18 protein-coding genes are annotated in these 20,419 nt (G+C 56.4%); 7 read left to right on the forward strand and 11 right to left on the reverse strand.

What is annotated here, in order from left to right; genetic code table 11:
* The first annotated feature begins 169 nt into the window (after positions 1–169).
* Positions 170–1,162, forward strand: a complete 993-nt coding sequence (locus ACIQJ2_RS30520; protein ID WP_047627395.1) for a type I glyceraldehyde-3-phosphate dehydrogenase — start codon at positions 170–172, stop codon at positions 1,160–1,162.
* A gap of 129 nt (positions 1,163–1,291) precedes the next feature.
* On the opposite strand, the gene ACIQJ2_RS30525 is transcribed toward ACIQJ2_RS30520, so the two are convergent.
* The gene (locus ACIQJ2_RS30525; protein ID WP_047627397.1) at positions 1,292–1,750 is read right to left on the reverse strand and encodes a DUF6314 family protein; all 459 of its coding nucleotides are present in this window, start codon (positions 1,748–1,750) and stop codon (positions 1,292–1,294) included.
* Positions 1,751–2,034: 284 nt separating this feature from the next.
* On the opposite strand from ACIQJ2_RS30525, the gene ACIQJ2_RS30530 reads away from it, so the two are divergent.
* Positions 2,035–2,922 (forward strand): alpha/beta fold hydrolase, encoded by an 888-nt coding sequence (locus tag ACIQJ2_RS30530; protein WP_047627399.1) that lies wholly within the window; start codon positions 2,035–2,037, stop codon positions 2,920–2,922.
* Positions 2,923–3,343: 421 nt separating this feature from the next.
* Here ACIQJ2_RS30530 and ACIQJ2_RS30535 read toward each other — a convergent pair whose 3' ends face one another.
* The 5 genes from ACIQJ2_RS30535 to ACIQJ2_RS30555 all read right to left on the reverse strand — a co-directional run bounded on the left by ACIQJ2_RS30535 (position 3,344) and on the right by ACIQJ2_RS30555 (position 6,898).
* Complete coding sequence (locus ACIQJ2_RS30535; protein ID WP_156151427.1) at positions 3,344–3,514, reverse strand: hypothetical protein; 171 nt, start codon at positions 3,512–3,514, stop codon at positions 3,344–3,346.
* 396 nt (positions 3,515–3,910) lie between these two features.
* Entirely contained in the window at positions 3,911–4,543 is a 633-nt protein-coding gene (locus ACIQJ2_RS30540; protein ID WP_047627402.1) for a class I SAM-dependent methyltransferase, read from the reverse strand.
* Positions 4,536–5,012 carry a 6,7-dimethyl-8-ribityllumazine synthase gene (locus tag ACIQJ2_RS30545; protein ID WP_052227450.1) on the reverse strand — a complete coding sequence of 159 codons (477 nt, stop codon included), beginning with the start codon at positions 5,010–5,012 and terminating at the stop codon, positions 4,536–4,538. Before ACIQJ2_RS30545 ends, ACIQJ2_RS30540 begins: the two co-directional genes overlap by 8 nt.
* Before the next feature lie 54 nt (positions 5,013–5,066).
* Positions 5,067–5,759, reverse strand: coding sequence for an HAD family hydrolase (locus ACIQJ2_RS30550; protein WP_052227451.1), 693 nt, complete (start codon positions 5,757–5,759; stop codon positions 5,067–5,069).
* 14 nt (positions 5,760–5,773) lie between these two features.
* Entirely contained in the window at positions 5,774–6,898 is a 1,125-nt protein-coding gene (locus ACIQJ2_RS30555; RefSeq protein ID WP_052227452.1) for a GlxA family transcriptional regulator, read from the reverse strand.
* Positions 6,899–7,136: 238 nt separating this feature from the next.
* Between ACIQJ2_RS30555 and ACIQJ2_RS30560 the strand changes: the two genes are divergently transcribed.
* From ACIQJ2_RS30560 to ACIQJ2_RS30570, 3 genes are read left to right on the forward strand one after another with little or no spacing between them, the layout of a single operon-like run.
* Positions 7,137–8,075: an ABC transporter substrate-binding protein gene (locus tag ACIQJ2_RS30560; RefSeq protein ID WP_047627404.1), complete on the forward strand. Its 939-nt coding sequence runs from the start codon at positions 7,137–7,139 to the stop codon at positions 8,073–8,075.
* A gap of 51 nt (positions 8,076–8,126) precedes the next feature.
* Positions 8,127–9,149, forward strand: a complete 1,023-nt coding sequence (locus ACIQJ2_RS30565; RefSeq protein ID WP_047627405.1) for a glycine betaine/L-proline ABC transporter ATP-binding protein — start codon at positions 8,127–8,129, stop codon at positions 9,147–9,149.
* Positions 9,146–11,134 carry a proline/glycine betaine ABC transporter permease gene (locus tag ACIQJ2_RS30570; protein ID WP_052227453.1) on the forward strand — a complete coding sequence of 663 codons (1,989 nt, stop codon included), beginning with the start codon at positions 9,146–9,148 and terminating at the stop codon, positions 11,132–11,134. Before ACIQJ2_RS30565 ends, ACIQJ2_RS30570 begins: the two co-directional genes overlap by 4 nt.
* A gap of 277 nt (positions 11,135–11,411) precedes the next feature.
* Here ACIQJ2_RS30570 and ACIQJ2_RS30575 read toward each other — a convergent pair whose 3' ends face one another.
* Entirely contained in the window at positions 11,412–11,666 is a 255-nt protein-coding gene (locus ACIQJ2_RS30575; RefSeq protein ID WP_400674176.1) for a hypothetical protein, read from the reverse strand.
* 42 nt (positions 11,667–11,708) lie between these two features.
* Here ACIQJ2_RS30575 and ACIQJ2_RS30580 point away from each other — a divergent pair, with 42 nt between their 5' ends.
* The gene (locus ACIQJ2_RS30580; protein WP_400674173.1) at positions 11,709–12,701 is read left to right on the forward strand and encodes a hypothetical protein; all 993 of its coding nucleotides are present in this window, start codon (positions 11,709–11,711) and stop codon (positions 12,699–12,701) included.
* Complete coding sequence (locus ACIQJ2_RS30585) at positions 12,694–13,527, forward strand: Cthe_2314 family HEPN domain-containing protein (protein ID WP_047627407.1); 834 nt, start codon at positions 12,694–12,696, stop codon at positions 13,525–13,527. Before ACIQJ2_RS30580 ends, ACIQJ2_RS30585 begins: the two co-directional genes overlap by 8 nt.
* Before the next feature lie 13 nt (positions 13,528–13,540).
* Here the strand turns inward: ACIQJ2_RS30585 and ACIQJ2_RS30590 are convergent, their stop codons facing one another.
* The 4 genes from ACIQJ2_RS30590 to ACIQJ2_RS30605 form a co-directional block, all read right to left on the reverse strand.
* Positions 13,541–15,793, reverse strand: coding sequence for a DUF1989 domain-containing protein (locus ACIQJ2_RS30590; protein ID WP_047627408.1), 2,253 nt, complete (start codon positions 15,791–15,793; stop codon positions 13,541–13,543).
* A gap of 110 nt (positions 15,794–15,903) precedes the next feature.
* Complete coding sequence (locus ACIQJ2_RS30595) at positions 15,904–18,405, reverse strand: hypothetical protein (protein WP_052227454.1); 2,502 nt, start codon at positions 18,403–18,405, stop codon at positions 15,904–15,906.
* A 144-nt stretch (positions 18,406–18,549) separates the two neighbouring features.
* The gene (locus tag ACIQJ2_RS30600) at positions 18,550–19,302 is read right to left on the reverse strand and encodes a response regulator transcription factor (RefSeq protein WP_052227455.1); all 753 of its coding nucleotides are present in this window, start codon (positions 19,300–19,302) and stop codon (positions 18,550–18,552) included.
* 170 nt (positions 19,303–19,472) lie between these two features.
* Positions 19,473–20,405: a phosphotransferase gene (locus tag ACIQJ2_RS30605; RefSeq protein ID WP_047627409.1), complete on the reverse strand. Its 933-nt coding sequence runs from the start codon at positions 20,403–20,405 to the stop codon at positions 19,473–19,475.
* Positions 20,406–20,419: the final 14 nt, after the last annotated feature.

Raw genomic sequence — 20,419 nt, forward strand, 5'->3', positions numbered from 1 at the left:
TCAGACTGGGTCGACGCGGCTCGCGCGCCACCAGCCTGGATCAATTTTCGTCGGGGACTCGACATCAGGAGCGGCACAGGCGTGTTGGAGTAACGGGCTGGCGCGGGCGTGAATTGAAAAAGATGGCAGGAGCCGACACAACGGGGATTGCCAAAGGGGAGCGAGTGGAATGACAAAGCCTATTAGGATTGCGATCAACGGTTTCGGCCGAATAGGCCGCACCATTCTTCGCATACTGCTGAATTCAAGAACCGAGTTTCAGCTTGTGATGATAAACGACGTCGCGCCGCTGGAGAGTTGCGCCTACCTGTTTCAGTACGACAGCGTCTTCGGACCGTGGCCGCAACCGGTTGGCAGCTTCGAAGGCGCATTGACGATCGGGTCCCGCCTCATACCCTTCCACCGAGAACTCGACGTCCGGGGCTTGGACCTAACCGACGTCGACATTTTCCTTGAATGTACGGGGCAACCTTCTAGCCGGGATTTTGTATCTCGTGCGCTTCAGGCGGGTGCATCCAGGGTTCTCATTGCCGGGCCCGCCGAAGCCGCAGACGTTACGGTTGTCCTGGGAGCCAACGAGGAAGCTATCGGTGACCACAAGATCGTCTCGAATGCTTCATGCACGACTAACGCACTTGCGCCACTGTTAAAGATCATCGACGACGCCTACGGAATTGCAGGAGGACAGATGACGACCGTTCACTGCTACACCGGCAGTCAGCCGACAGTTGACCAGCCACGCGATGATTTTGCGAGAAGTCGCGCCGCAGCGCTGTCGATGGTGCCGACAAGCACGAGTGCTCACAAGCTCTTGGGAAAAGTTTTGCCCCGGTTGGCGGGCAAGATCGAGGCACGAGCGATCAGAGTGCCAACGGCGAGCGTATCTGCAATCGATCTAACCGTATCAACTCGAATTGGGCCGAGCCTCGATCAGGTTCGGATGGAGTTGTGTCAGGCAGCGGAAGCTTCTTCGGTGTTGGGCTGGACCGACCGCCCGCTAGTATCGGTAGATTTGCGGGCCCGCCCGGAATCTTTGGTTATCTGTGGGCCCGAGATTTCGGTGGCACCCGGTGGTCTGTTACGTGTCTTCGGATGGTATGACAACGAATTCGGATTTTCGACGAGGATGCTGGACGTCGCGGCGTTGATGGGCGCCCGCTAAAAGGCCAACCAACAGCCGACGTGGCAGTACGAATCTAAAACACCGACAGCACTTTAACGGGTCGGCAAAGCAGCAGATCCGGCGGACGCCGCGAAAGAAGCTGCAACCACGCTGAGCACTCTCGAGGCTTTAAGTATTTTCCATCGCCGTTGATGAATCGTCGAGCCGCGTATATTTTGCCAAGCTACGATAATTTTTGCGTGGCCCGCTGACGGACCAGGCCTCGACCCAGGCCGTTGGCGCAGGGAAAAAGAACCTGCCGAGATAGGTATCTTCGCCGCACTCGTGCCGAACATACTGCGCCGGCTGGCCACCGATTTCAACAAACTCGCGTCCATCGGGAAACGAGACAACGAGCTTGGCTCCAGAGAGCAGTAGACGGTAATGCCGACTGCTTTGTGAGCGATAACCGCCACCGAGCAACGTCTCGCCGCGCTCCTCGAAGTCATCGGTTGCGATCGTCGCCAACCCAGTGAACATGACACGCCCCATGCCAAGCCTGTCCAGAATGACGCGCCTGACCGACCACGTGCCGACGAAAACGTCGAACAGAATCCTCTTAAGATCGAGCTTGTCGTCGTTATCCATAATCAACTTCTTTCGAGCAGAGCCGCAAGCGCAGCGCCGGACCCGATCATACACATCGCTGAGACGCCCGATATCGGCCGAGCACGCTTCGCGATATTCACGATGGCGCCGTCGACTGGAGTTTCGCGATTTCAATTGGCGCGGCCGCCCAGACCGCCGGAAAAGCTGAAAGATTTTTCGCCATCGCCTTGGTGGGGCCGCAAATCAACCCCACCAGACTCTGTACGCGCCTCCCCCGCAAAATCGACCGCTGAATCGTCAACCTAGCAACGAAGGGGAACTCAATGAAAATAGTTAAACTATTGTCTGTTCTTATCGGTCTGGCACTCGCACCGACAATGTCTTCCGCTCAACAACTTCCCATCCCAACCCAGAGCGAATGGGCTGGAGCAAAAAAGACCATCGCACTGCCAAACGGTGTTATGATGGCCTACAACGAGATCGGGGATACGACTGGGAAACCGCTCTTGTTGATCCACGGATTTACTGACAACGCGCGCACCTGGTCGCTTATGATTCCTTATCTGAAAGGCGACTATCACATCTACGCGATCGATCTTCGAGGCCATGGAAAGACCAGTGCACCTGAATGCTGCTATTCCTTTATCGATTTCGCGACGGACGCGAAATTATTTCTGGATGCCGTCCACATAGACAAAGCAGACGTTGTGGGCCATTCGCTCGGCTCGTTCACCACGCAGGCCCTCGCTGAGCGCTATCCGGAAAAGGTCAACAAAGCCGTGCTTGTTTCCTCGACGTTTGACATCGCGGGCGGCCCTGGAACCTGGCTGTGGGACAACGTGATGCCTGTGAAAGAGCCATTCGATCCTGACAGTAAATTCATGCTCGACTGGTACTGGAGCCCGCATCCGGTCGATGAGGAATTTCTGAAGCACATGCGCGCTGAGAGCACTGCGGTTCCACTCAGAGTGTGGAAGGAAACTCTCTGGGATGTCTCCGTGGGCAACATGCGGAGCACCGCCTCTCTACTTAAAGCGCCCTTGATGATATTTTGGGGCGACCAGGATCCCATGTTCGACGGACCTCACCAAGAGAGGCTCAAGGCCGCTTTCCCAGAAGCTAAATTCGAGACGTTCAAGTCAAACGGCCACAACATGTTTTGGGAAGAGCCCAAGCGTGCCGCTGAACTCATCGACGCATTCCTGAAGTAGTAGGACTACAAGAAGCTCCGCTTTAAAGGCGGAGCTTCTTCGCCGATGCTCACACCGACGACGATAGGCTGGCCTAACGTTCGCTCTTGCTGGGATTGACATCTTCCAGAACGGCGAAGAGCGCGACTAAGCCCGCGGTGGAAAGTATGAGCTTATTCGATGTGAGGATCGATGCAAGAACGCTTGAAGAAACGACCGACAAAGCAAGCATGAACAAAGGAAATATACTGACGCCATTGAGGACGTCGAAGCCTGTTGTCCTCGAGACCAGGTTGTAAGCCCCGCTACATTTCGTCCAACGAAGAACGGCGTACACGATCGCCACGACAAGTGACACTATTTCGAACCAGCTTCCGTCCGCAAAACGGTTGACGGCGTCAAGTAAAGGCATATCCGACCGCGACCCGTCCCCGATGCAAACTCAGCGACTAAACCGAACGATCAATGCGAGGGCGGCACCTATAAACGCGCCGCCATACTTCAACATATCCTGAAAGTGTCCATCGTCGGCACCGCTCAAAACCGCCCCGACCAAAACAGCGCCGAGGAGAGCGGCGGACGCCACGATACGCATGTTGTGAACGAATGTCATGGTCGACTCCTTCCGCTTCATTGACCAACTCCTAGAAACTACCACCACAAGTGTCAACGCTTGATTGACGTATCGCGGTTACGTTCAAGCTTTAATATAGGTTTTCCTCATTTCGGTGCAATTCCTTCAAACGACTAATGAAATCTTGTCAATTACAGTTGCGGGGGGAACGCCGAACCGTTTCCCTGAGTTCCCGCTTTTGGAGATTTCAGGCCGGATATGCAGATCAATATTTTACACATCCTTGGCCGGCGCAACAGAACCTCGTCCAGTATCGGGTAGGCCCTGCAGATGTCAGAGGCCGCAGACGCCGATCGCAGAGGTCAACTTCGCTGGGGACAATGGCGGGGTCATGTTTTCCACCGCTCGCGAGGAACAAAGATCAACGCACGCGCACTATAACTTTTGGAGGACCATGACATTCACGGCAATGTCTGGGTTCGATGTCGTGAACGATCTGAACGGCGGGCTTTTCTCGACAAGACTCGCCCGCCGTTGGTGGAGCATCGCTTTTAAAGCACCATCGAACTCGTGAGTTTCCAGTGTGATGTCTCGGATTGTGAACGTAAGATAGCCGCCCGGTTTCAAAATCCGAAGAAGTTCGTCGAAGCTGCTTGCCGGCGCATGCCCCTGTGTGAAAACGCCAGCAGAAAGGATCAGATCGAACGTGGCATCTTGCCAGTCGAGCGCCTTTCCAAGCTCCCCTCTTGTGAGTGATCGATACACTCCCCGGCGACCCGCGCGCTCAAGCATCTCAGGAGAAAAATCCAGACCATGCAAGTCGCCGTAGCCCAGCGCCGCAAGATATGGGCCAGTCAGTCCGGTACCGCAGCCAGCATCGAGAATCTTGCTTTCGAGGCTTTCAGCATATCGGGCAACCCATGCCGTTATGACAAACGGCAGACAGTAGCCGAGCCTCATCGCCTCGTCATCGTAGGTGCTGGACCAATTGGCATAGGTGTTCACGAGATCGGCTGCAGCTCGCGCGGCAAATGCGCCGGAAAGGTTATCCTGAGAGTGGTCATGCATATCGGACCTCGTCTTTTTTGCCCGTCGAAGCGGGCGGAAGCCCGCATTCGGCTCGAAGCCTTGTTATTTTCAGCGCCGCCTCGGCGGCCTCTCGCCCCTTAGTGACGAAATGCTCTCTATAGATCGCCGTGTGAAACTCCGTCTCTTGGTAGTTGTGAGGGGTGAGCGATACCGACAGCACCGGTACGCCCGTCTCAAGGCCGGCACGCACGAGCCCATCGATCACCGCCTGCGCGACGAAGTCGTGACGATATATTCCTCCATCGACAACGAACGCAGTTGCGACCACTGCGTCGAAGCGCTTCGTTGCAGCAAGGTCGCGCGCGAGAAGCGGAAGTTCCAATGCACCGGGAACGGTGAACACTTCCACCTGCCTCTCGCTCACCACCTCGAGAAAACCATCCAGCGCACGATCGACGACTTCGGAATGCCAGGCCGCTTTGATGAAGGCGAAATTGGAGTGTCTCACAGTATGCCCCTCACTTTCAGGTCATATGCCGATTTCGAGTTGTGGTTCGAGTTGTCAAATCAAGAGTGAATTCCTGCTGACGGCGCCCTCCACCGCGCGTACCGCGGCGTCAATGCTGGTAAAATCATCGAGGACCGGGAAATCGCCCCCTTGGCAGCCCAGGCCCGAGCCGATCCCCACGAACGGGATGTCGAGAAGTCGGGCCGTTTTCAGGTCCCACGCACCGTCGCCAATCGACACCGCGCGCCATTCGCGTTTTCCGAACAGCCTATCCGCGGTCTTGATTGCCTCCCTGACCAGATCAGTCCTGGAATAGAACTCCGACGCTGTCACCAGCGCGTCGGAGTCAAACGGAATGTTTGCTTTGGAGAGCTTGTCAATCGCCAACGGACGTATGCTGCCCGTGGCGAACACTACCGCCCACCCGTTGCGAGCGAGAGCGTCCACGAATGCGCTGGCTCCGGCTATCTCTTCGATACCTGCTTCAGCCAACCGTCTAAAGCAGGCCACGTGAGTATCGAAGAAGACGCTGCTGTCTTCAGCGGAGGGAGGCGAGGCCGTACCGTCCCTCCAAGCATCATAGAAAATGGCACTGTCGGTATGATGACGGTAAGATCCCCAATCGGTATTCAATTCGCTGAAATTGTACGCTGATAATGTCTCCAGCAACGACGCCTGGTGAACCGCTACAGTGTCTGTAAGGGTGCCATCGATGTCGAAAATTGCCAACTTGCAATCGTCGTACACTTTTCTCTCCTGTCCTAAGATGCTTGAGCCAGCATCCGCTCTTGGGGTTCGGGAATTTCGTCGGGTGCCGCGCCAATCGGCCGTTGAAGGCCCAGTTTGGACTGAGTTGTCTCGCTGACGGACGCGGCGCCGCGCGCTAACTGACGCGTCTGTTGTGGCGGCACGCCATAAATCCCTTTGTAGGTCTTGGAAAAGTGCGGCGGGGAACCAAAGCCGCAGCTCGCTGCGATTTCCAAGACCGAAAGATTCGACCTGCTCAGCAAAAGATGTGCCCGCTCCATTCTAAGAACCATATGGTATCGAGATGGGGACAACCCGAACTCCGCCCTGAACAGGCGCTCCAATTGTCTTCGCGAGACGTGGACGGCGTCTGCAATGTCATCGATGACGACGAGGCGGTCTAGGCTTTTCATCATGCATTCTATTGCGTGAACCAGCCGGTCGTTAGCAATTCCAAGTTTGATTTGGAGTGGGACGCGTTGTGGTTCGTTGCACGCCCGGACACGGTCGACCAGCGCTGCCTCCGAAACGCGCGTTGCAACGAGCTCTCCATGGTCACGGGCGATGAGATGAAGGACGTAGTCGATGGCTGACGCCTGACCGGCGCATGTGGTAATCATGCCGCTCTCGACGATGACGTCGCGACTGACTTCAACGTGCATGCCGAAACGCTCCTCGAAAATCGGGATGGACTCCCAGTGCAGCGTGCAGACTTTCCCGGTTAGCAGTCCGGCGCTTGCGATCCAGAACGCTGCGGTGTCGAAGCCTACGATTCTTCCGCCTCGACGTACGAGTTCTCGCAGCCAAGCGCTCACCTGCCTACGGTCGGTGCTATCGACGATCGCTCCGGCGAAAAGGTAGATAATATCAGGCTGTCGCCGTCTCGGCTCCACTCTCAGGTCGCTCAAAGAATAGTCCGCCCTGACCACTACGCCACTGTCGCTCGTTACCTCGAGCGTATCCGATCCGACGATGTCAAACTCGTAGGCCTTTCTGCCCAGCACATCGTTTGCAGTCTTCAGAACCTGCGTAGCAGCCGAAAAACTCAGGATTGAGAAGCGGTCGGTAATCAGGAAAGAGATGGAGGTTACCGCCCCGGCGTCGATCGAGGGACTTTGCCCGAGAAAAAAACGGTCCATTTGAATCCTCCCAGTGCACTAATTGCGGCTGCGACATTTCATTACCTCAGAATGCGTCGAGATGCCAACACAAAACCACATATATCAAAGTTTTTTGAGGTTTTATAGCGGGATGTCGCACAAAAATGCCTATATATTTAGGCATATGTGCCTCCCGCATGTTGACGCCTAGCCTCCCCGCTACGCTCTGAACCCATGGGAACCCAGGGCGGCGCCAAACTCAAAAAAGGGGAGCAACATGACAACATTGGTAAAAGCAGGCCTTATTGCGGTTTCGCTAGTGATGACAGCCGCTAGCCTCGTTCGGGCAGATGAACCTATCAAAATCTCCATGAATAACTGGACCAGCCAGAATGTGCTGTCCCATGTCGCAGGCATTCTTCTTGAGAAGAAGGGTTTCGAGGTCGAATACATCCCGTCAGACGGTCAGCTTCAGTTTCAGGCCATTGCCGACGGCGACCTCGACTTCCAGATTGAGGTGTGGGAAGGCTCGCATCTGACCGCATTCAACAATGCCCTGGCCACCGGCAATCTGGTGGACTACGGGACCCACGCTGCGACCACCCGAGAAGACTGGTGGTATCCGGAATACGTCAAGGGCGTTTGCCCCGGCCTTCCGAGCTGGGAGGCGTTGAACAAATGCGCAAAACTGTTCGCCACGGCAGAAACCGGCGATAGGGGCCGTTTTGTCGGACCCCCTGCCGATTGGGGCAAGCACTATGCGGAACGAATTGCGGCCTTGAAGATGAATTTCGAGGAAGTGCCTGTAGGACAAGCAGCGACGCTTTGGGCGGAATTACAGGCGGCTTACGATCGCAAAGAGCCTATCGTCCTTTTCAACTGGACGCCGAACTTCATTGAAGCTCGCTTCAAAGGCGAATTCGTAGAATTCCCGCAATACTCTGCCGAATGCCTCTCTGACCCCAAATGGGGAAGCAACCCTGACGCCGTGTATGACTGCGGCGCGCCAGCCAACGGCTACCTCAAAAAGGCCGCGTGGAAAGGTCTGGAGACGAAATGGCCAGCCGCTTCTCAGGTGCTGAAGCAGATCAACTTCACGAACGAGCAAATCGCAGCCGCTTCGGCGATGGTCGATGTCAGTGGGCTTACCTCGGAGGACGCGGCCGCCAAATGGGTCGCTGAGAACGAGTCCGTATGGACTGCCTGGATGAAATGAAGCTGTGGGGTCCCGAACGAGGGACCCCACTCCTAATCTCAGGAGACAACGATGACGCCCAAACTGTCATGCGAAAATATCTGGAAGATCTATGGGGCCGATCCCAAGGAATTCCTGCGCCGTCATGAAAACAATCCGTCCGAGGCCGATTTTGCGGGCGAAGGATATGTTGGAGCGTGCCGCGACGTGTCCTTCACTGTCGAACAGGGGGAAATCCTGGTGATCATGGGCCTTTCCGGCTCGGGAAAATCAACGCTCATAAGGTGTCTGTCCAGATTGATTGACCCGACGGCGGGGGCCGTCAAATTCAATGGCGAAGACATCACCGAGGCTAACGAGTCGCGTCTCATAGACATGCGTCGCCGGCAGCTTGGAATGGTGTTCCAAAATTTTGGGCTTCTACCCCACCGAACCGCGGCACGTAACGTTTCGTTCCCACTGGAAATACGAGGTCTTTCAATTGAGGAGGCAATGACCAAGGCGCATAACCTTCTCAAGCTCGTCGGGCTCAATGGGCGAGAAAGCTATTTTCCCCATGAACTGTCGGGAGGCCAGCAACAACGCGTCGGCATCGCTCGTTCGCTGGCCGGCGACCCGGAGCTTTGGTTTCTTGACGAGCCGTTCTCTGCTCTCGATCCGCTGATCAGACGTGAGATGCAAGACGAGTTTTTGCGATTGCAGCGCCTCCTCAAGAAGACGATCGTGTTCATTACTCATGACTTCGACGAAGCGGTGAGAGTGGCAAGCCGGATCGGGATAATGAAAGACGGCGTCCTCGTCCAGTTGGACACGCCGGAGGAGTTGATCACGAACCCGGCGACCGACTACGTCAGAGCGTTTACCAAGACGGCGCCTCGACAAAAGCTGGTGACTGTCGGGAAGATCATGCTGCCGGGCGTCGGCGTACCGCATGGTTTATCGATTTCGGCGTCCACTTCTATCGAGGAAGCCGCACCGCGTGTTTTGCGATCGGAGTTCGACGTCACCGTCGTGGACGACCGAAACCAGCCGGTCGGCCGCATCACGCGCCAGGGCATGATCGCTGCCCTCTTCCCAGAGGAGATGGCGCAATGAAGATGCTTCAACCAGATTTGAGCCTGCAGCTTTCTCCGGGAATGCGACTGCCGTATTGGATCCCGGCAGTGGTTGTTTCGCTGCTACTCCTCCTCGCCTCGCGATTTTCGCAGTCACTCGCGGCATGGCCGGAGATCATGACATTTCCACTAGGCCGTTACGTGACGCAGGGCGTGAATTGGGTCGCGCGCGACATCAGCGTTTACGGCGTGACCGTGCGAGATGTGACCCGCCTTGTGGCTGCGGGAATTTCTGCGCCTCTGGGGCTGCTCGAAGGACTTCTATATCGCGGCTTCCGTCCCTATTCCATCCCGCCTCTGCCATGGGCGTTCGTAGCTATAGCTGTCGCGGTGATCGGTCACAAGCTAGGCGGAAGAGCGTTAGCGCTGCTTGGTGGCTCGAGCGTCCTATACTTAGCGGTTTTCGGCCTGTGGGAAGATGCCATGCGGACCTTTTCACTCATTCTTATGGCAGTTCCAAGTTCGGCATTCTTTGGCCTGATGCTCGGCATTGCGATGTTCGGCAACAAGCGCGTGGAACGAGGTGCGAGCGTGGTCATGGACGCGATGCAGGCGACGCCTCATCTCGCATACCTAGCGCCCATCGCGGTCTTCTTCGGCTTCGGCCCTGTGCCTGCGATGATCGCAAGCTCGATTTTCGCCTTCCCGCCGATGGCGCGCTGCGCGCTGCTTGGGATGCGCGGCGTTCCGGAGAGTGCCATCGAAGCCGCCCGCGTCGCAGGTTGTCGAGAGTGGCAACTGCTCTGGCGTGTCCGAGTGCCAAGCTCCCTGCCTGAGATCCTTGTGGGCCTCAACCAGGTGGTTATGCAGACGTTGGCTATGACCGTGATCTCGGCACTCGTTGGCGCGACGGGCTTGGGCCATCGCCTCTTGGTGGCACTGCAGCAACTTCAAATTGGCCGAGCCTTGGAAAGTGGGGTCGCAATCGTAATAATCGCGATCACTCTGGATAGATTGACCCGCGCCTGGGCACGAAAAGCCGCGGACTACCACGTGAAGCCAACGAACCTTTTCGTGCGACACGGGCACCTGCTCATTGTTATGTGCGCGCTGATCGTGGCGGTAACCCTCGCTCAATTCTTCCCCGCGGTCCAAGTTCTCCCCAGGACAATGACGGTAACCACCGCTCCCGTTTGGGACACGTTCGTTCGGTGGCTTTCGATCACGCTTGCCAACCCGTTGGGCGAGTTTCGCGACCTTGCGACGATTTATGTGCTCATTCCGGTTCGAAAGGCATTTGTCGCCGCACCATGGCCGGCGACCTTGTTTCTGCTTGGCTGGTTGTCGTATCGTATGGGCGGGCTGAACTTCGCGCTGCCGAACATCGCCATGGTGGCCGTCGTCGGCGTCGCCGGGTTATGGGTGCCCGCGATGTTGACGCTGTATCTCACGACCATCTCCGTGATCATCTGCATCGTGATCGGCGTACCGATCGGCGTCGCCGCGGCGCACAGTCCGCGCTTAGCACGCGGCGTGCTGGCCATCTGCGATACCCTCCAGACCTTTCCGTCGTTCATCTACCTCATCCCGGTAGTGATGTTGTTCCGTGTGGGAGACCTGGCATCGATCATCGCGATTATAGGGTACGCAACAGTTCCAATTGTAAGACTGACGTATCTAGGCATTTCCGGGGTTTCCCCCACCATCATCGAAGCGGCGATCTCCAGTGGGACAACCCGAAGACAGCGCTTCAGATACGTTGAACTGCCCTTGGCGATGCCAGCAATCCTGCTTGGCCTGAACCAGACGATCCTTATGGCTCTCGCCATGACCTCCATCACCGCGCTCATTGGATCCCGAGATCTTGGACAGGAAATCCTCAAGGCGCTCCCCGAGGTCGACACTGGTCGGGGACTCCTTGCTGGGCTGTCGATCGCGATCATCGGAATAGTCGCTAACAGGGTAATCGGTCTGGCTGCAGGGAAAATGCGCAGCGTCACCGGAAGGGAGACGCGAACCGCCTAAACTGTCGCTGAATCATTCGAAGCACTCGCAGCGGGAGACGATGTCTCGATCAGCGCCTCCCAATGCGAAGTCACAGCTTTCAAACATCGCTTCGAATCCTTGCCTCCGCTTTTCAGTGAACAACACCATGTCGATGAGATGCAATTCACGGAAAGATCTTGCATCTATAGCGTGAATATACTCCAAGTTTATCGACATGGGCGGGGGTGACATGGCATATCGTACTATCGCACTTAGCGAGCTACTTGTTAATCGTTCGAACGATCGTCACGGTGAATTAGAGAACGAGACTGCAGCCATAGGCTGGCTTTTCTCCAATCATCTTGGGCAGATGCGAAAACTTGCCGAAGACATCGTGAAGTCCAAAGGGCTCTTCGAGCCGCCTCTGGTCTATCAGGAAGGGCGTCAGTTCATCGTATTCGATGGGAACCGCCGGACGACTTGCCTCAAGGTGTTGGCGGATCCAAAGCGTGCGCCGAACGCCGAGCTTCGAGAGTATTTTGAAAAACTTCGATCCCAGTGGGTCGGACATTTTCCCGATCGAATCCTTTGCCGGGTTGAACCCGATAGGGACGTGATCGATGAAATCCTCTACCGCCGTCATACGGGAAGCCAGTCCGGCGTCGGACAGAGCACGTGGACAGGCCGGATGAAGACGACGTTCGTCAACCGGACGGGTAAGGGCGGTAAGTTCAACATCGCGGACGAAATTGAAACCAGATTGAGGGCTGCAGACCTGCTTCCGAAATCAGGTCAGATACCGCGCAGCAATCTCAGTCGCCTTCTTTCCGCAGAAGCATTCCGGAACCGCGTAGGCATTTCGATGGCGAGAGGCCGCTTCGAATTTATTCGCAACGAAGAGGCTTCGCTGAAGGCTTTATCGCGGATCGCGGAAGATCTCGTATCCAAGCGCAAAACCCTGGACGACGTTTGGGACGTTGACCGAAAGCTCGCCTATCTCGACGCGTTGGAACGGGAGGGAGTGCTCCCGACCGCAGCAGACGCTTTGCCTTCTCCTGGGTCCAGAGGGACAAAGCCGGCCAAACCAGTGACCGGCGCCTCGCCAAGTGCGGCCACAAATAGTGGCGTCGCTACCGTCGTTTCGATCACCACCGCACCTCGGCCGACCAAGCGTACGGCGCTGATCCTTCAACATGATTCCGGGGTCGCGTGGACGGGCCGCCTGCAACGACAGCGAGCAATATGGGAGGAGCTTCAGTTCAAGCTCGACCTTGAAGAGCACCCCAATGCAATCGCCGTCCTATGCCGCGTGTTGATCGAGTTGTCGGTCGACAATTACCTCAAGCAAACCACGCTCGCTACGGCGGTGGAAAACGACCCGCTCGTCAAAAAGATCGTTGCCGTTGCGGAAGACCTTCGTTCGCGGGAGAAGGTCGACAAGCGGTATCTCGAGGTCGTGCGTAAGGCTCGGACCATGGACGCCATCATATCCGTCGACACCCTCAACAAGTATGTGCACTCGTCAAACCTTGCTCCAACATCGGAGCATCTCGCGGCGCTGTGGGACACGTTCGCGGAACTGGTGGTCCATTGCCTCAATGAATGATCGGGCCTCACCTGCCGTTCGCAGTAGACCTCCGCGTCGCCAAACACGCTTTCTGAAACGTCATATCGCGACCTCCGACCATCATAGTTTCATCACGCGTCTGTCGGAGCTGGGCATCGTTGCCTACCACTTCGACAGCTACGAGGAGCTCTGCCGCCATCCTGACTGCAAATATGCCTATGACACTGGGCGGTGGATGAAGACACTAACCCGGCGCGTGGAATCCCTGAACATCGTTGGCGACATGTTGTGGCTCGACCCAGTGCCACCAAACTTCAGAAAAATGCCTCTCACAAGATACCAGTGGCTTCAGATCACCAAGGATGTTTTCCTTGTCAGGTATGTATCCGTCGTCGACTGCGCGCTGCTTTTGATCAACGAGGTTTTCGAGATGGGGCTCCCGCAACGCGCCTGCACGATCGAACGAGTTGCCAAGGCGGACATCCCGACCGAACTACGGCGGCAACTCAAGGCGATCGCAGATAGCCAGGAACTGGTTCGTTCTGAGCGAAATAGTCGCGTTCACCGCGGTGTCGAACTAGAGCTCACCGACGACGATGCGACGTTCGAGACCGCCTCACTTTTCATAGATCGCTACAACGGAACGCGCGGCCGCGACCGACACGGCCGCAAACTTGATCTCGACATTGCTTTCCGCGCCGGTCTCGTAACCATGCAGCGCGAGTTCAATACGCAGGTACGCTCGCTGGAACGGCAGCTTGATGGCGTGTACGACCTACTATGGGAGGCGTTCGAAGCGAGGTTCGGCCCATTGATCGCCGCAGCGACACATGGCCTTAACGTCGGTTCGCGGCATCGCCCATGAAGTTTGTTACCGCTCACGAGCGGGGCCGCAGTTTCTCAGGATCGTAGTGCGCGAATCTTGCTACCGTCGCAGGCAGCCGCTTCGCGTGCCCATCGAGCTTGCCGATCTCGACTTGAGTACCTATCGCCGACGAGAGTGCGTCGATGCGTGCAAGAGCGATGTTTTTGCGAAGGATTGGCGACCGAGTACTGCTCGTCACAACGCCGACCTGGGCTTTTCCGATAAAGACGGCATCGCCGTGGCCAACCTCGTCGTTTGAATCTAAGTCGAGCCCGACGAGCTTGTAACGAGGATGCTCCTTACGTTGAAGAAGTGCCTCCCGACCAATGAAGTCGTCAGCCTTAGACTTCAGAGGAACGGTAAATCCAATACCCGCCTCGAACGGATCGGTCTCGGACGTGAACTCATGGTCGGCGAAAATCAATCCGGCCTCGATGCGAAGCATGTCGAGCGCTTCCAGCCCCATTGGCTTCAGACCAAAGTTCTTTCCGACCTCCCAAACAGCGTCGAACACCTCAAGTGCGTGTTTGGGGTGACAGAATATCTCGTAGCCGATTTCACCAGAGTAACCTGTGCGCGAGACCACCACGGGCACGCCCTCGAAATGACCGATCCTTCCAACACTGAAGCGAAACCACTCCAACTCTCCTAGTGCCGGCTGGCCGGGTGCGGTCCAGATGACCTCCTTCAGCAAATCGCGGCTTTTTGGTCCCTGGACAGCGATGTTGTGCATCTGATCTGTCGAGGATCTGACCCAGACTTCGTATCCGATCTTCTGCGCCTGCTCGCGAAGCCAGACGCCGCTGTAATCGTCACCGCAGATCCAACGAAAGTTGTTGGGACCGAGCTTGAAGACTGTTCCGTCGTCGATCATCCCGCCATTCGGGTAGCACATCGCCGTGTAGACCACATGGCCCACAGCCAGCTTGCGGATGTCCCTGGTCAGGCAGTACTGAAGCAAGGCCTCGGCGTCCGGCCCCGTTACCTCAAATTTCCGCAACGCCGAGAGATCTATCACGGCACATTGCTCACGGCATGCCCAGTACTCGGCCGTCGGACCCTCGTTGTTGAAGCGAGTTGGAAGCCAGAATCCGCGATACTCCGTATGATGGCGGGTAAGCGCGGAGAGGCGCGGATGAAAAGCCGTTTCTTTAGTCATCTGTGGTTCCGCATCTGGGGTCGGGCGATAGGCGATCGCGCGTGAAAACTTGTTGTCGGCAGCATAAGTGCGGACGAGAATGTCAGTGGGATTCCATCCATTTCCTGAATCGATGTCGTCCGGGCACGAGGAGCTGACACACACGATGTCGGTCAACGCCTTCATCAGCACGTAGTCGCCGGGACGAGACCAAGCTTCGTCCGAAATGATCTGATCGTGCGCGTCGATTCTCGAGTTGTAAAAGAAGTTCAAAGCCTCCCACCCCTTGCGCGCGGCGATGCCGTAGGGATCGAGAGCGCCGTTGAAATTGTCCGTGCAATTGATATGGCCTGGATAGCCCATGTCGTCATACTGGCGAGAGTTGCAGGCCGTCGCGAAGGCGTCGTGTCTACCGACTGTGTCCCGAACGATCTCAACGAGTGGCTCGAAATCGAACGCAAATGCCTTGGACGGCAAGCCCGGAATGGGCATCGCACGATGGGTAAGCGTGCGCGTGACGGTCGCGTCGAGCGCGTGTTCGATCCCTGCATCTAACTTGCGGGCAGAGAAACACTGAAAGTCGGTCATCTGACGACCATCGATGTCAAGCACCTGGATGTACTCGCCCGCCTTGACAAGAAAAGCCTGAGCAGACGCCGCGCGAATGCGTATTTCCTGCAGCGGATCGCGAAGCGGATTCGGAAGCGGCGCCCCGCCCGCCTTCACGGCAGTTGGGTTTGCGCGTTGGATAAACACCTCCAGATCGGTCGCCGTGTTTTGTCCTGTCACCTCCATCTGGTCCGCCGGGGCTGAGATATGCAGGGTTGCGTCGCGCTGCACGATAAATTCGGCGCTTTCCCCGGCTCGACCAGATCCGAAAATGCAAAACGTTCCTTCGCCGCCTGAAAGGCCAAGAATGGAAATGTCATCACGCCCCTCGAAGTCGGTCGGCCTGACCTCCGCGCGCTGCAGCCCTTCTCTATCAATGATCTTGACGGCGTCGCCAGCTTTCACGGTGACCGCAAGGGAGCCGCCACCCTTCGCCAGGTAGCGCTCCGTCCCGATCGGAAGCGCACGGTGCGCGGGGCGGAGTACCCGACTGGGTCTTGGGGGGAGCAGAGAGGTCATGTGTTTCCTTTCGCTCGGACGGCCAACCACTTGCCGGCGAAGTCCGTGATAAGGAAACTAGCTATCGGGCGGATGGCCGGTCTATATCACCAAGGTAATACGAGGCGCTGTCAGCGGCGGCCGCGCGACCAGTGCTTGTTGGAGCGCTGTGCCGAGTTGCGCTTGGCGCTTTTCGCTACGACGCGCTTTTCTTCCTCGAACGATTTCCGCAAGGTATGTGTGAACATGTCTTCTTCCTTCATCCCAAGCGAATAAAGCTCTCGCTCCCTCATTTCCTCTTCCGCAAGGTACTCGATGAATTTCTCAACGCGATCGAGCCTGATTTTGACGCGCTCGAGACGCTCTCCCTTCGAAAACAGATCGAATTCCTGTCTGGCGGCGTCGACCAGATAGTTGCTAACCTGCTCGCTGAAGATGCCGCAATCGGTGCACACGAGATCGAGATATGAAAAGAAGTATGCGAGTTCGCGGACCATGTAGAGCCCGTAGGTCGTGATCTTAACGCTGTCGACCTGGTCTGAGTACTGGTCCAATCGATTGTTGGATTCGACAAAGCCGTGCTTCAGGAGAACGTCGAGATTCGCTGTGAAGTCGTCACCCATGTTGAAGGTGTTCACGAAATAAGATTTGAGCTCCGCGACTGAGACGTAGGAAGGAGTCGTGCGCTCTATGCTCTTGGCCAGTTTCCGCATGATCCGAAGCGCGGTGAAATGCGAGCCATGCCGGGAATTCCTAACCTGATAGGCGTTCGGGATGTCCGACAGAGCCTCATCGTAAAAGTAGCGGTTTGGGATCATCACCGGCTTGATGATCTGGTGGATCTTGAAGACCCAATTTCCCGAACTCAACATTTCGTCGACGTTGGTGTAGCCGGATAGCAGAAAGCTTCTGAAGAGGTCGAGAGACAACCGGGTGTCGCCATGGGCGCACGCTGTCAAGAAAGCGTTCAACGGCGACTGCTCGCTGTTGAAGTCCCTAAAAATGATCGACAGATAGTTCATCGAATCATCGATGATCTTCCCATTTGTATCCTCGAGGCCGATCTTGTGACGGCGCTGCGGTTCGTTAAGCAGCGAATTCACGTAGCTTATTCGCTTCTTGAACACAGTCGAGGGCTTGGGGGAGCTGATGTGAAACCCCGAATTCTGGAATGCGTCCAGAAGTCCGTGAATCTTTGAGTTGTAGAAGCGTTCCTCGCGCATCGAGATCAGAGTGACGCAATTCAGCAGGTTGCTGATCTCCTGGGCTGATGTGAAGCAAAAGTCCTGAAGTTCCGGGGAATACTGGTCGGTGTTGTCGACAACGACGATCACGCCTTTTCCCTTCGACGCCCAATAAGACGCGAGCCTGGCGGCACAGTACGGCTTGTCCTGCTTCCATTCGGCGGCGAGTGCGTTCAGACGGGAATTGTAAATTTCGGACTTTCTGTCGAATCCTTCCAGATCCTGCTTTCGTGCAATCTCGAAGCGGTCGGCGAACAGCTCCTTCAACAGATTATCACGTGCCGACTGAAGCAATCCGTCGACATCTAAGGATTCGACCAAGCTCGACCATATCGTTTCACGGATAACGCTTTGGTCTTCCGGAACTTTGAGGAGATCTACGATAGCGATGACCGAATGCTCGCGAAGCCACCTTGGCGGATTGTGCCGTAGGACCCGCTTCACGAAAGTCGATTTGCCGGCGCCCTTGCCGCCGAAAAGTACGAGGACCTCGCCCCTCCTGCCACGCTTGATGTTCTTGGTGAGACGACCTCCAAGCTGCCCGCCCCTTCCGGTGTTCTCTAACTGATTGACGCCGTAGCCCTTGAAATAGGGGCTCAAGGAATCCTCGATGAGAACGTTGATCCCCTCGGACATTTGCGTGTAGTCGCTCTGCGAGACGTAGCAACGCTCCATGAACTCCGTGTCGTCGTCCCCGATCACGCCGAAGTAATGATTAACGATCGGCCGGAGCGTACCGGCAAGCCTGTTCGAATTGATCTTGTGGCCGTACGAAGGGATTTTCTCCTTCGGAAAGAAGATATGTCTGTCCTTGGGAGGCGAGCTTGAAAGGGCTTCGTTGAGCGAAGCGCGATCGAAGATCGCCCCGAAGGAAAACATGTTTTGGCTTTTTGTGAAATCCTTGTCGAAGAACGCCAGGCTCCGAATGACGAAGGCCTGCAGGTTTTCAAAGCGTTTCCCCTTTTCGAACGTCTTAAAGAAGATCCATTCGTGACCATTGGTGATGCAGGCGTATTCACAGCCGGTGTCGAAGCAATAGCCTTTGACCTGGTTGATCGCCGCTTTGATGTTTTCGTTCGACATCAGCTTCGACATCGACATGTAGCAGTGCGTCTCGCTGTCGACATATGGGAAAGGCAGGTCGAAATAGACGCCAGCTTTTTTGGCTTCGATGAACAGAAGATGATCGCCATTTGCCTTCTTCAGCACATAGTCGGCAAATCCCGGCGCGATATACTCTTCGACTGAGACACGATTGCGTGGCCAAGATAGGCAGTCATGAATGATGCCATCGATAATTTTGTGTCTCGTCTCCGCTTCGTTGCGGTCTCTGGATTTGTTGGCGTCTACGATTTCTCGGACGCAGGCAAGCTTATCCGTTACTGACATTCAGCGCACTTCCCAAACTGCGAATCACATCTCGAAAATATCCTGTAAGTTGTGTGTTCAGGGCGACGCAGTCAACCACGGTGAGCGATACAGCGCGTGCTTTTCCCTGCTTTCCCCCGACCGAAAACAGACCCCGCCGGTCCTTCATGGCCTCAGCATTCTGTCTATGTACATTTTGAAAAGTTCAGCTTGACTGCTGATGGAGAGCCTTCGGTAGATGTTCGCACGATGGACTTTCACCGTGCCTTCCGACACCCCCAGATGCAACGCGATCGATGCACTGCCGTGACCTCGCAAGATGAGTCGAACGATACCTCGTTGTGCAGGCGTAAGGCTGTCGGCGAAGAGGTCATCAAAACTGCCTTCCGTCTGATCGAAATCCACGGATCGGACTTGATCGGGTTTGGACATTTCGAGCTTTTCGAGATGCGATCGCACAGCCTCGCCCACGATTGGCGCGCAGGCAAGGCAAGCCTCGATCCCGACGAGACTTTCGTCCAAACCTAAAATGAGGGTCGCCGTCGACTGCGCTGACAGCGACATCGTATAGGCAATATATTCCGGAGGGGGGTCGGAGGGTTTGAACCGGACGACGGTGCACTGAGGCGACGTTTCCAAAATAAGGATTCCGCTGTCTGGGCGCGAAATGACTCGATCTCCCTCACCCCTGGTGCGAGCGAGATCAAGCAATTCATTCAGGTCGCCCGAGGACACGCCGGGCGTACCCTCCGGGCCGCGATAGAGAACCGTCAGATCGCCGATGAAGGATGAGGTCACAAGCAGGCAGTGACCAACATCTACTCTGCTGGCGATAAGCTCTCGTAAAGATGTGCCGAATCCTTCAGCGCCAAGCGACGCGAAAAGCTTCGCGATCTCATGTATGCCGAATAGGATCATCGACGGCTTTCAATGACACGCGCACGCGTCCCACAACTGATGCCCGCGCGGACGCATTCCCGCCGTCGCGCGTGCGGGCAACGGTCCAAGGTTGGTAGGAAGCAACGCCGGCGAATAAATTAAAGCTCTCGCCCCGATCGCCTTTCGCTGATCGGGGCGCCGTCTGAGCATCAAGCCTGGGCCACCGCCGCGACTGCGGAGCTATAGTTGGCGGTGGCCATCAACGCGGTGCATCGTTGGAAGCGATGCATCGCGTAGGCCCAGAAGTCCTCCGCCGGGTTGTCGTTTGCATGCTGGATGAGGCCCCATAAGGTCCAGACCAAGTCACACAAGGCCTTGTAGATGACTATCCGTCCATACTCCGCGTCGGTTGGGAGACGGCCGAAATAGGCGTTGAGCAGCTCGCCTTCCTTCTCCTCCGAGAGGCTGGCCTCGACTATGAAATCTCCCAGGTCCCACAAGGGATCGTTCATGCCCGAGTATTCCCAGTCGACGATCCACATCCGATCACCGACGTCGAGGAAGTTTTCACTGAGAGGGTCGCAGTGGCAGGGCGCCAGCGGCAGTGGCTTAGCGTTGAGGGCTGAACGTGCCTGCTCGGCCGAGGCCAGGGCCTCGCGATATCCGTCGGGCACAGTGGAATCCTTGGTCGCAAGGTAGGCCATGTACTCGTCAATGAGCGTAAAGACGTCGAATCGATTTTCAAACGTGGCGTCGCTGCTATGCAGGCGTTTGAATGCCTCGCCCGCCCGAAACGCCGAACCCTCGCGACTGGCGAACTCTTCCGGCGACATCGTCACAGCACCCTTTATGAAGGCCGTGACGCTCTCACCGCTTACTTCGTTGAAGAAGAGCACCGGGGCGCTAACCCCTACTCGCGCGGACTCCCTTGCCGCGCGAGCCTCGTAACGTCGATTGATGTAGGCCTCGGTGCCGACCCCCGGTATTCTCACGCATAGTTCGTCCTTGTCGGTCTCGACGTGGTAGACGACATTGGTCATGCCTCCCAAGCGGGTGACCGTCTGTACGCGAAACTTTTCCGGAAGGCCTTCGACGATTTTTTGCACTCGTTCCATGTCCGGTTGTTCCCCTTTCATTTTCATAGAACCTCCTCCCG

This window comes from Rhizobium sp. NPDC092011, from assembly GCF_044756305.1.
In the GTDB taxonomy this organism is placed as follows: Bacteria; Pseudomonadota; Alphaproteobacteria; order Rhizobiales; family Rhizobiaceae; genus Rhizobium.

Coding starts and splice junctions, on each gene's coding strand:
- ACIQJ2_RS30520 (WP_047627395.1), top strand. CDS start 170: ATGACAAAGCCTATTAGGATTGCGATCAACGGTTTCGGCCGAATAGGC.
- ACIQJ2_RS30590 (WP_047627408.1), bottom strand. CDS start 15,793: ATGACCTCTCTGCTCCCCCCAAGACCCAGTCGGGTACTCCGCCCCGCG.
- ACIQJ2_RS30575 (WP_400674176.1), bottom strand. CDS start 11,666: ATGTCCGACCCACTGGGATCGAAGTTTTTCAAAATACTCTCGAAGCTC.
- ACIQJ2_RS30560 (WP_047627404.1), top strand. CDS start 7,137: ATGACAACATTGGTAAAAGCAGGCCTTATTGCGGTTTCGCTAGTGATG.
- ACIQJ2_RS30525 (WP_047627397.1), bottom strand. CDS start 1,750: ATGGATAACGACGACAAGCTCGATCTTAAGAGGATTCTGTTCGACGTT.
- ACIQJ2_RS30605 (WP_047627409.1), bottom strand. CDS start 20,405: ATGAAAATGAAAGGGGAACAACCGGACATGGAACGAGTGCAAAAAATC.
- ACIQJ2_RS30535 (WP_156151427.1), bottom strand. CDS start 3,514: ATGACATTCGTTCACAACATGCGTATCGTGGCGTCCGCCGCTCTCCTC.
- ACIQJ2_RS30595 (WP_052227454.1), bottom strand. CDS start 18,405: ATGTCAGTAACGGATAAGCTTGCCTGCGTCCGAGAAATCGTAGACGCC.
- ACIQJ2_RS30555 (WP_052227452.1), bottom strand. CDS start 6,898: ATGGACCGTTTTTTTCTCGGGCAAAGTCCCTCGATCGACGCCGGGGCG.
- ACIQJ2_RS30570 (WP_052227453.1), top strand. CDS start 9,146: ATGAAGATGCTTCAACCAGATTTGAGCCTGCAGCTTTCTCCGGGAATG.
- ACIQJ2_RS30585 (WP_047627407.1), top strand. CDS start 12,694: ATGAATGATCGGGCCTCACCTGCCGTTCGCAGTAGACCTCCGCGTCGC.
- ACIQJ2_RS30565 (WP_047627405.1), top strand. CDS start 8,127: ATGACGCCCAAACTGTCATGCGAAAATATCTGGAAGATCTATGGGGCC.
- ACIQJ2_RS30540 (WP_047627402.1), bottom strand. CDS start 4,543: ATGCATGACCACTCTCAGGATAACCTTTCCGGCGCATTTGCCGCGCGA.
- ACIQJ2_RS30530 (WP_047627399.1), top strand. CDS start 2,035: ATGAAAATAGTTAAACTATTGTCTGTTCTTATCGGTCTGGCACTCGCA.
- ACIQJ2_RS30600 (WP_052227455.1), bottom strand. CDS start 19,302: ATGATCCTATTCGGCATACATGAGATCGCGAAGCTTTTCGCGTCGCTT.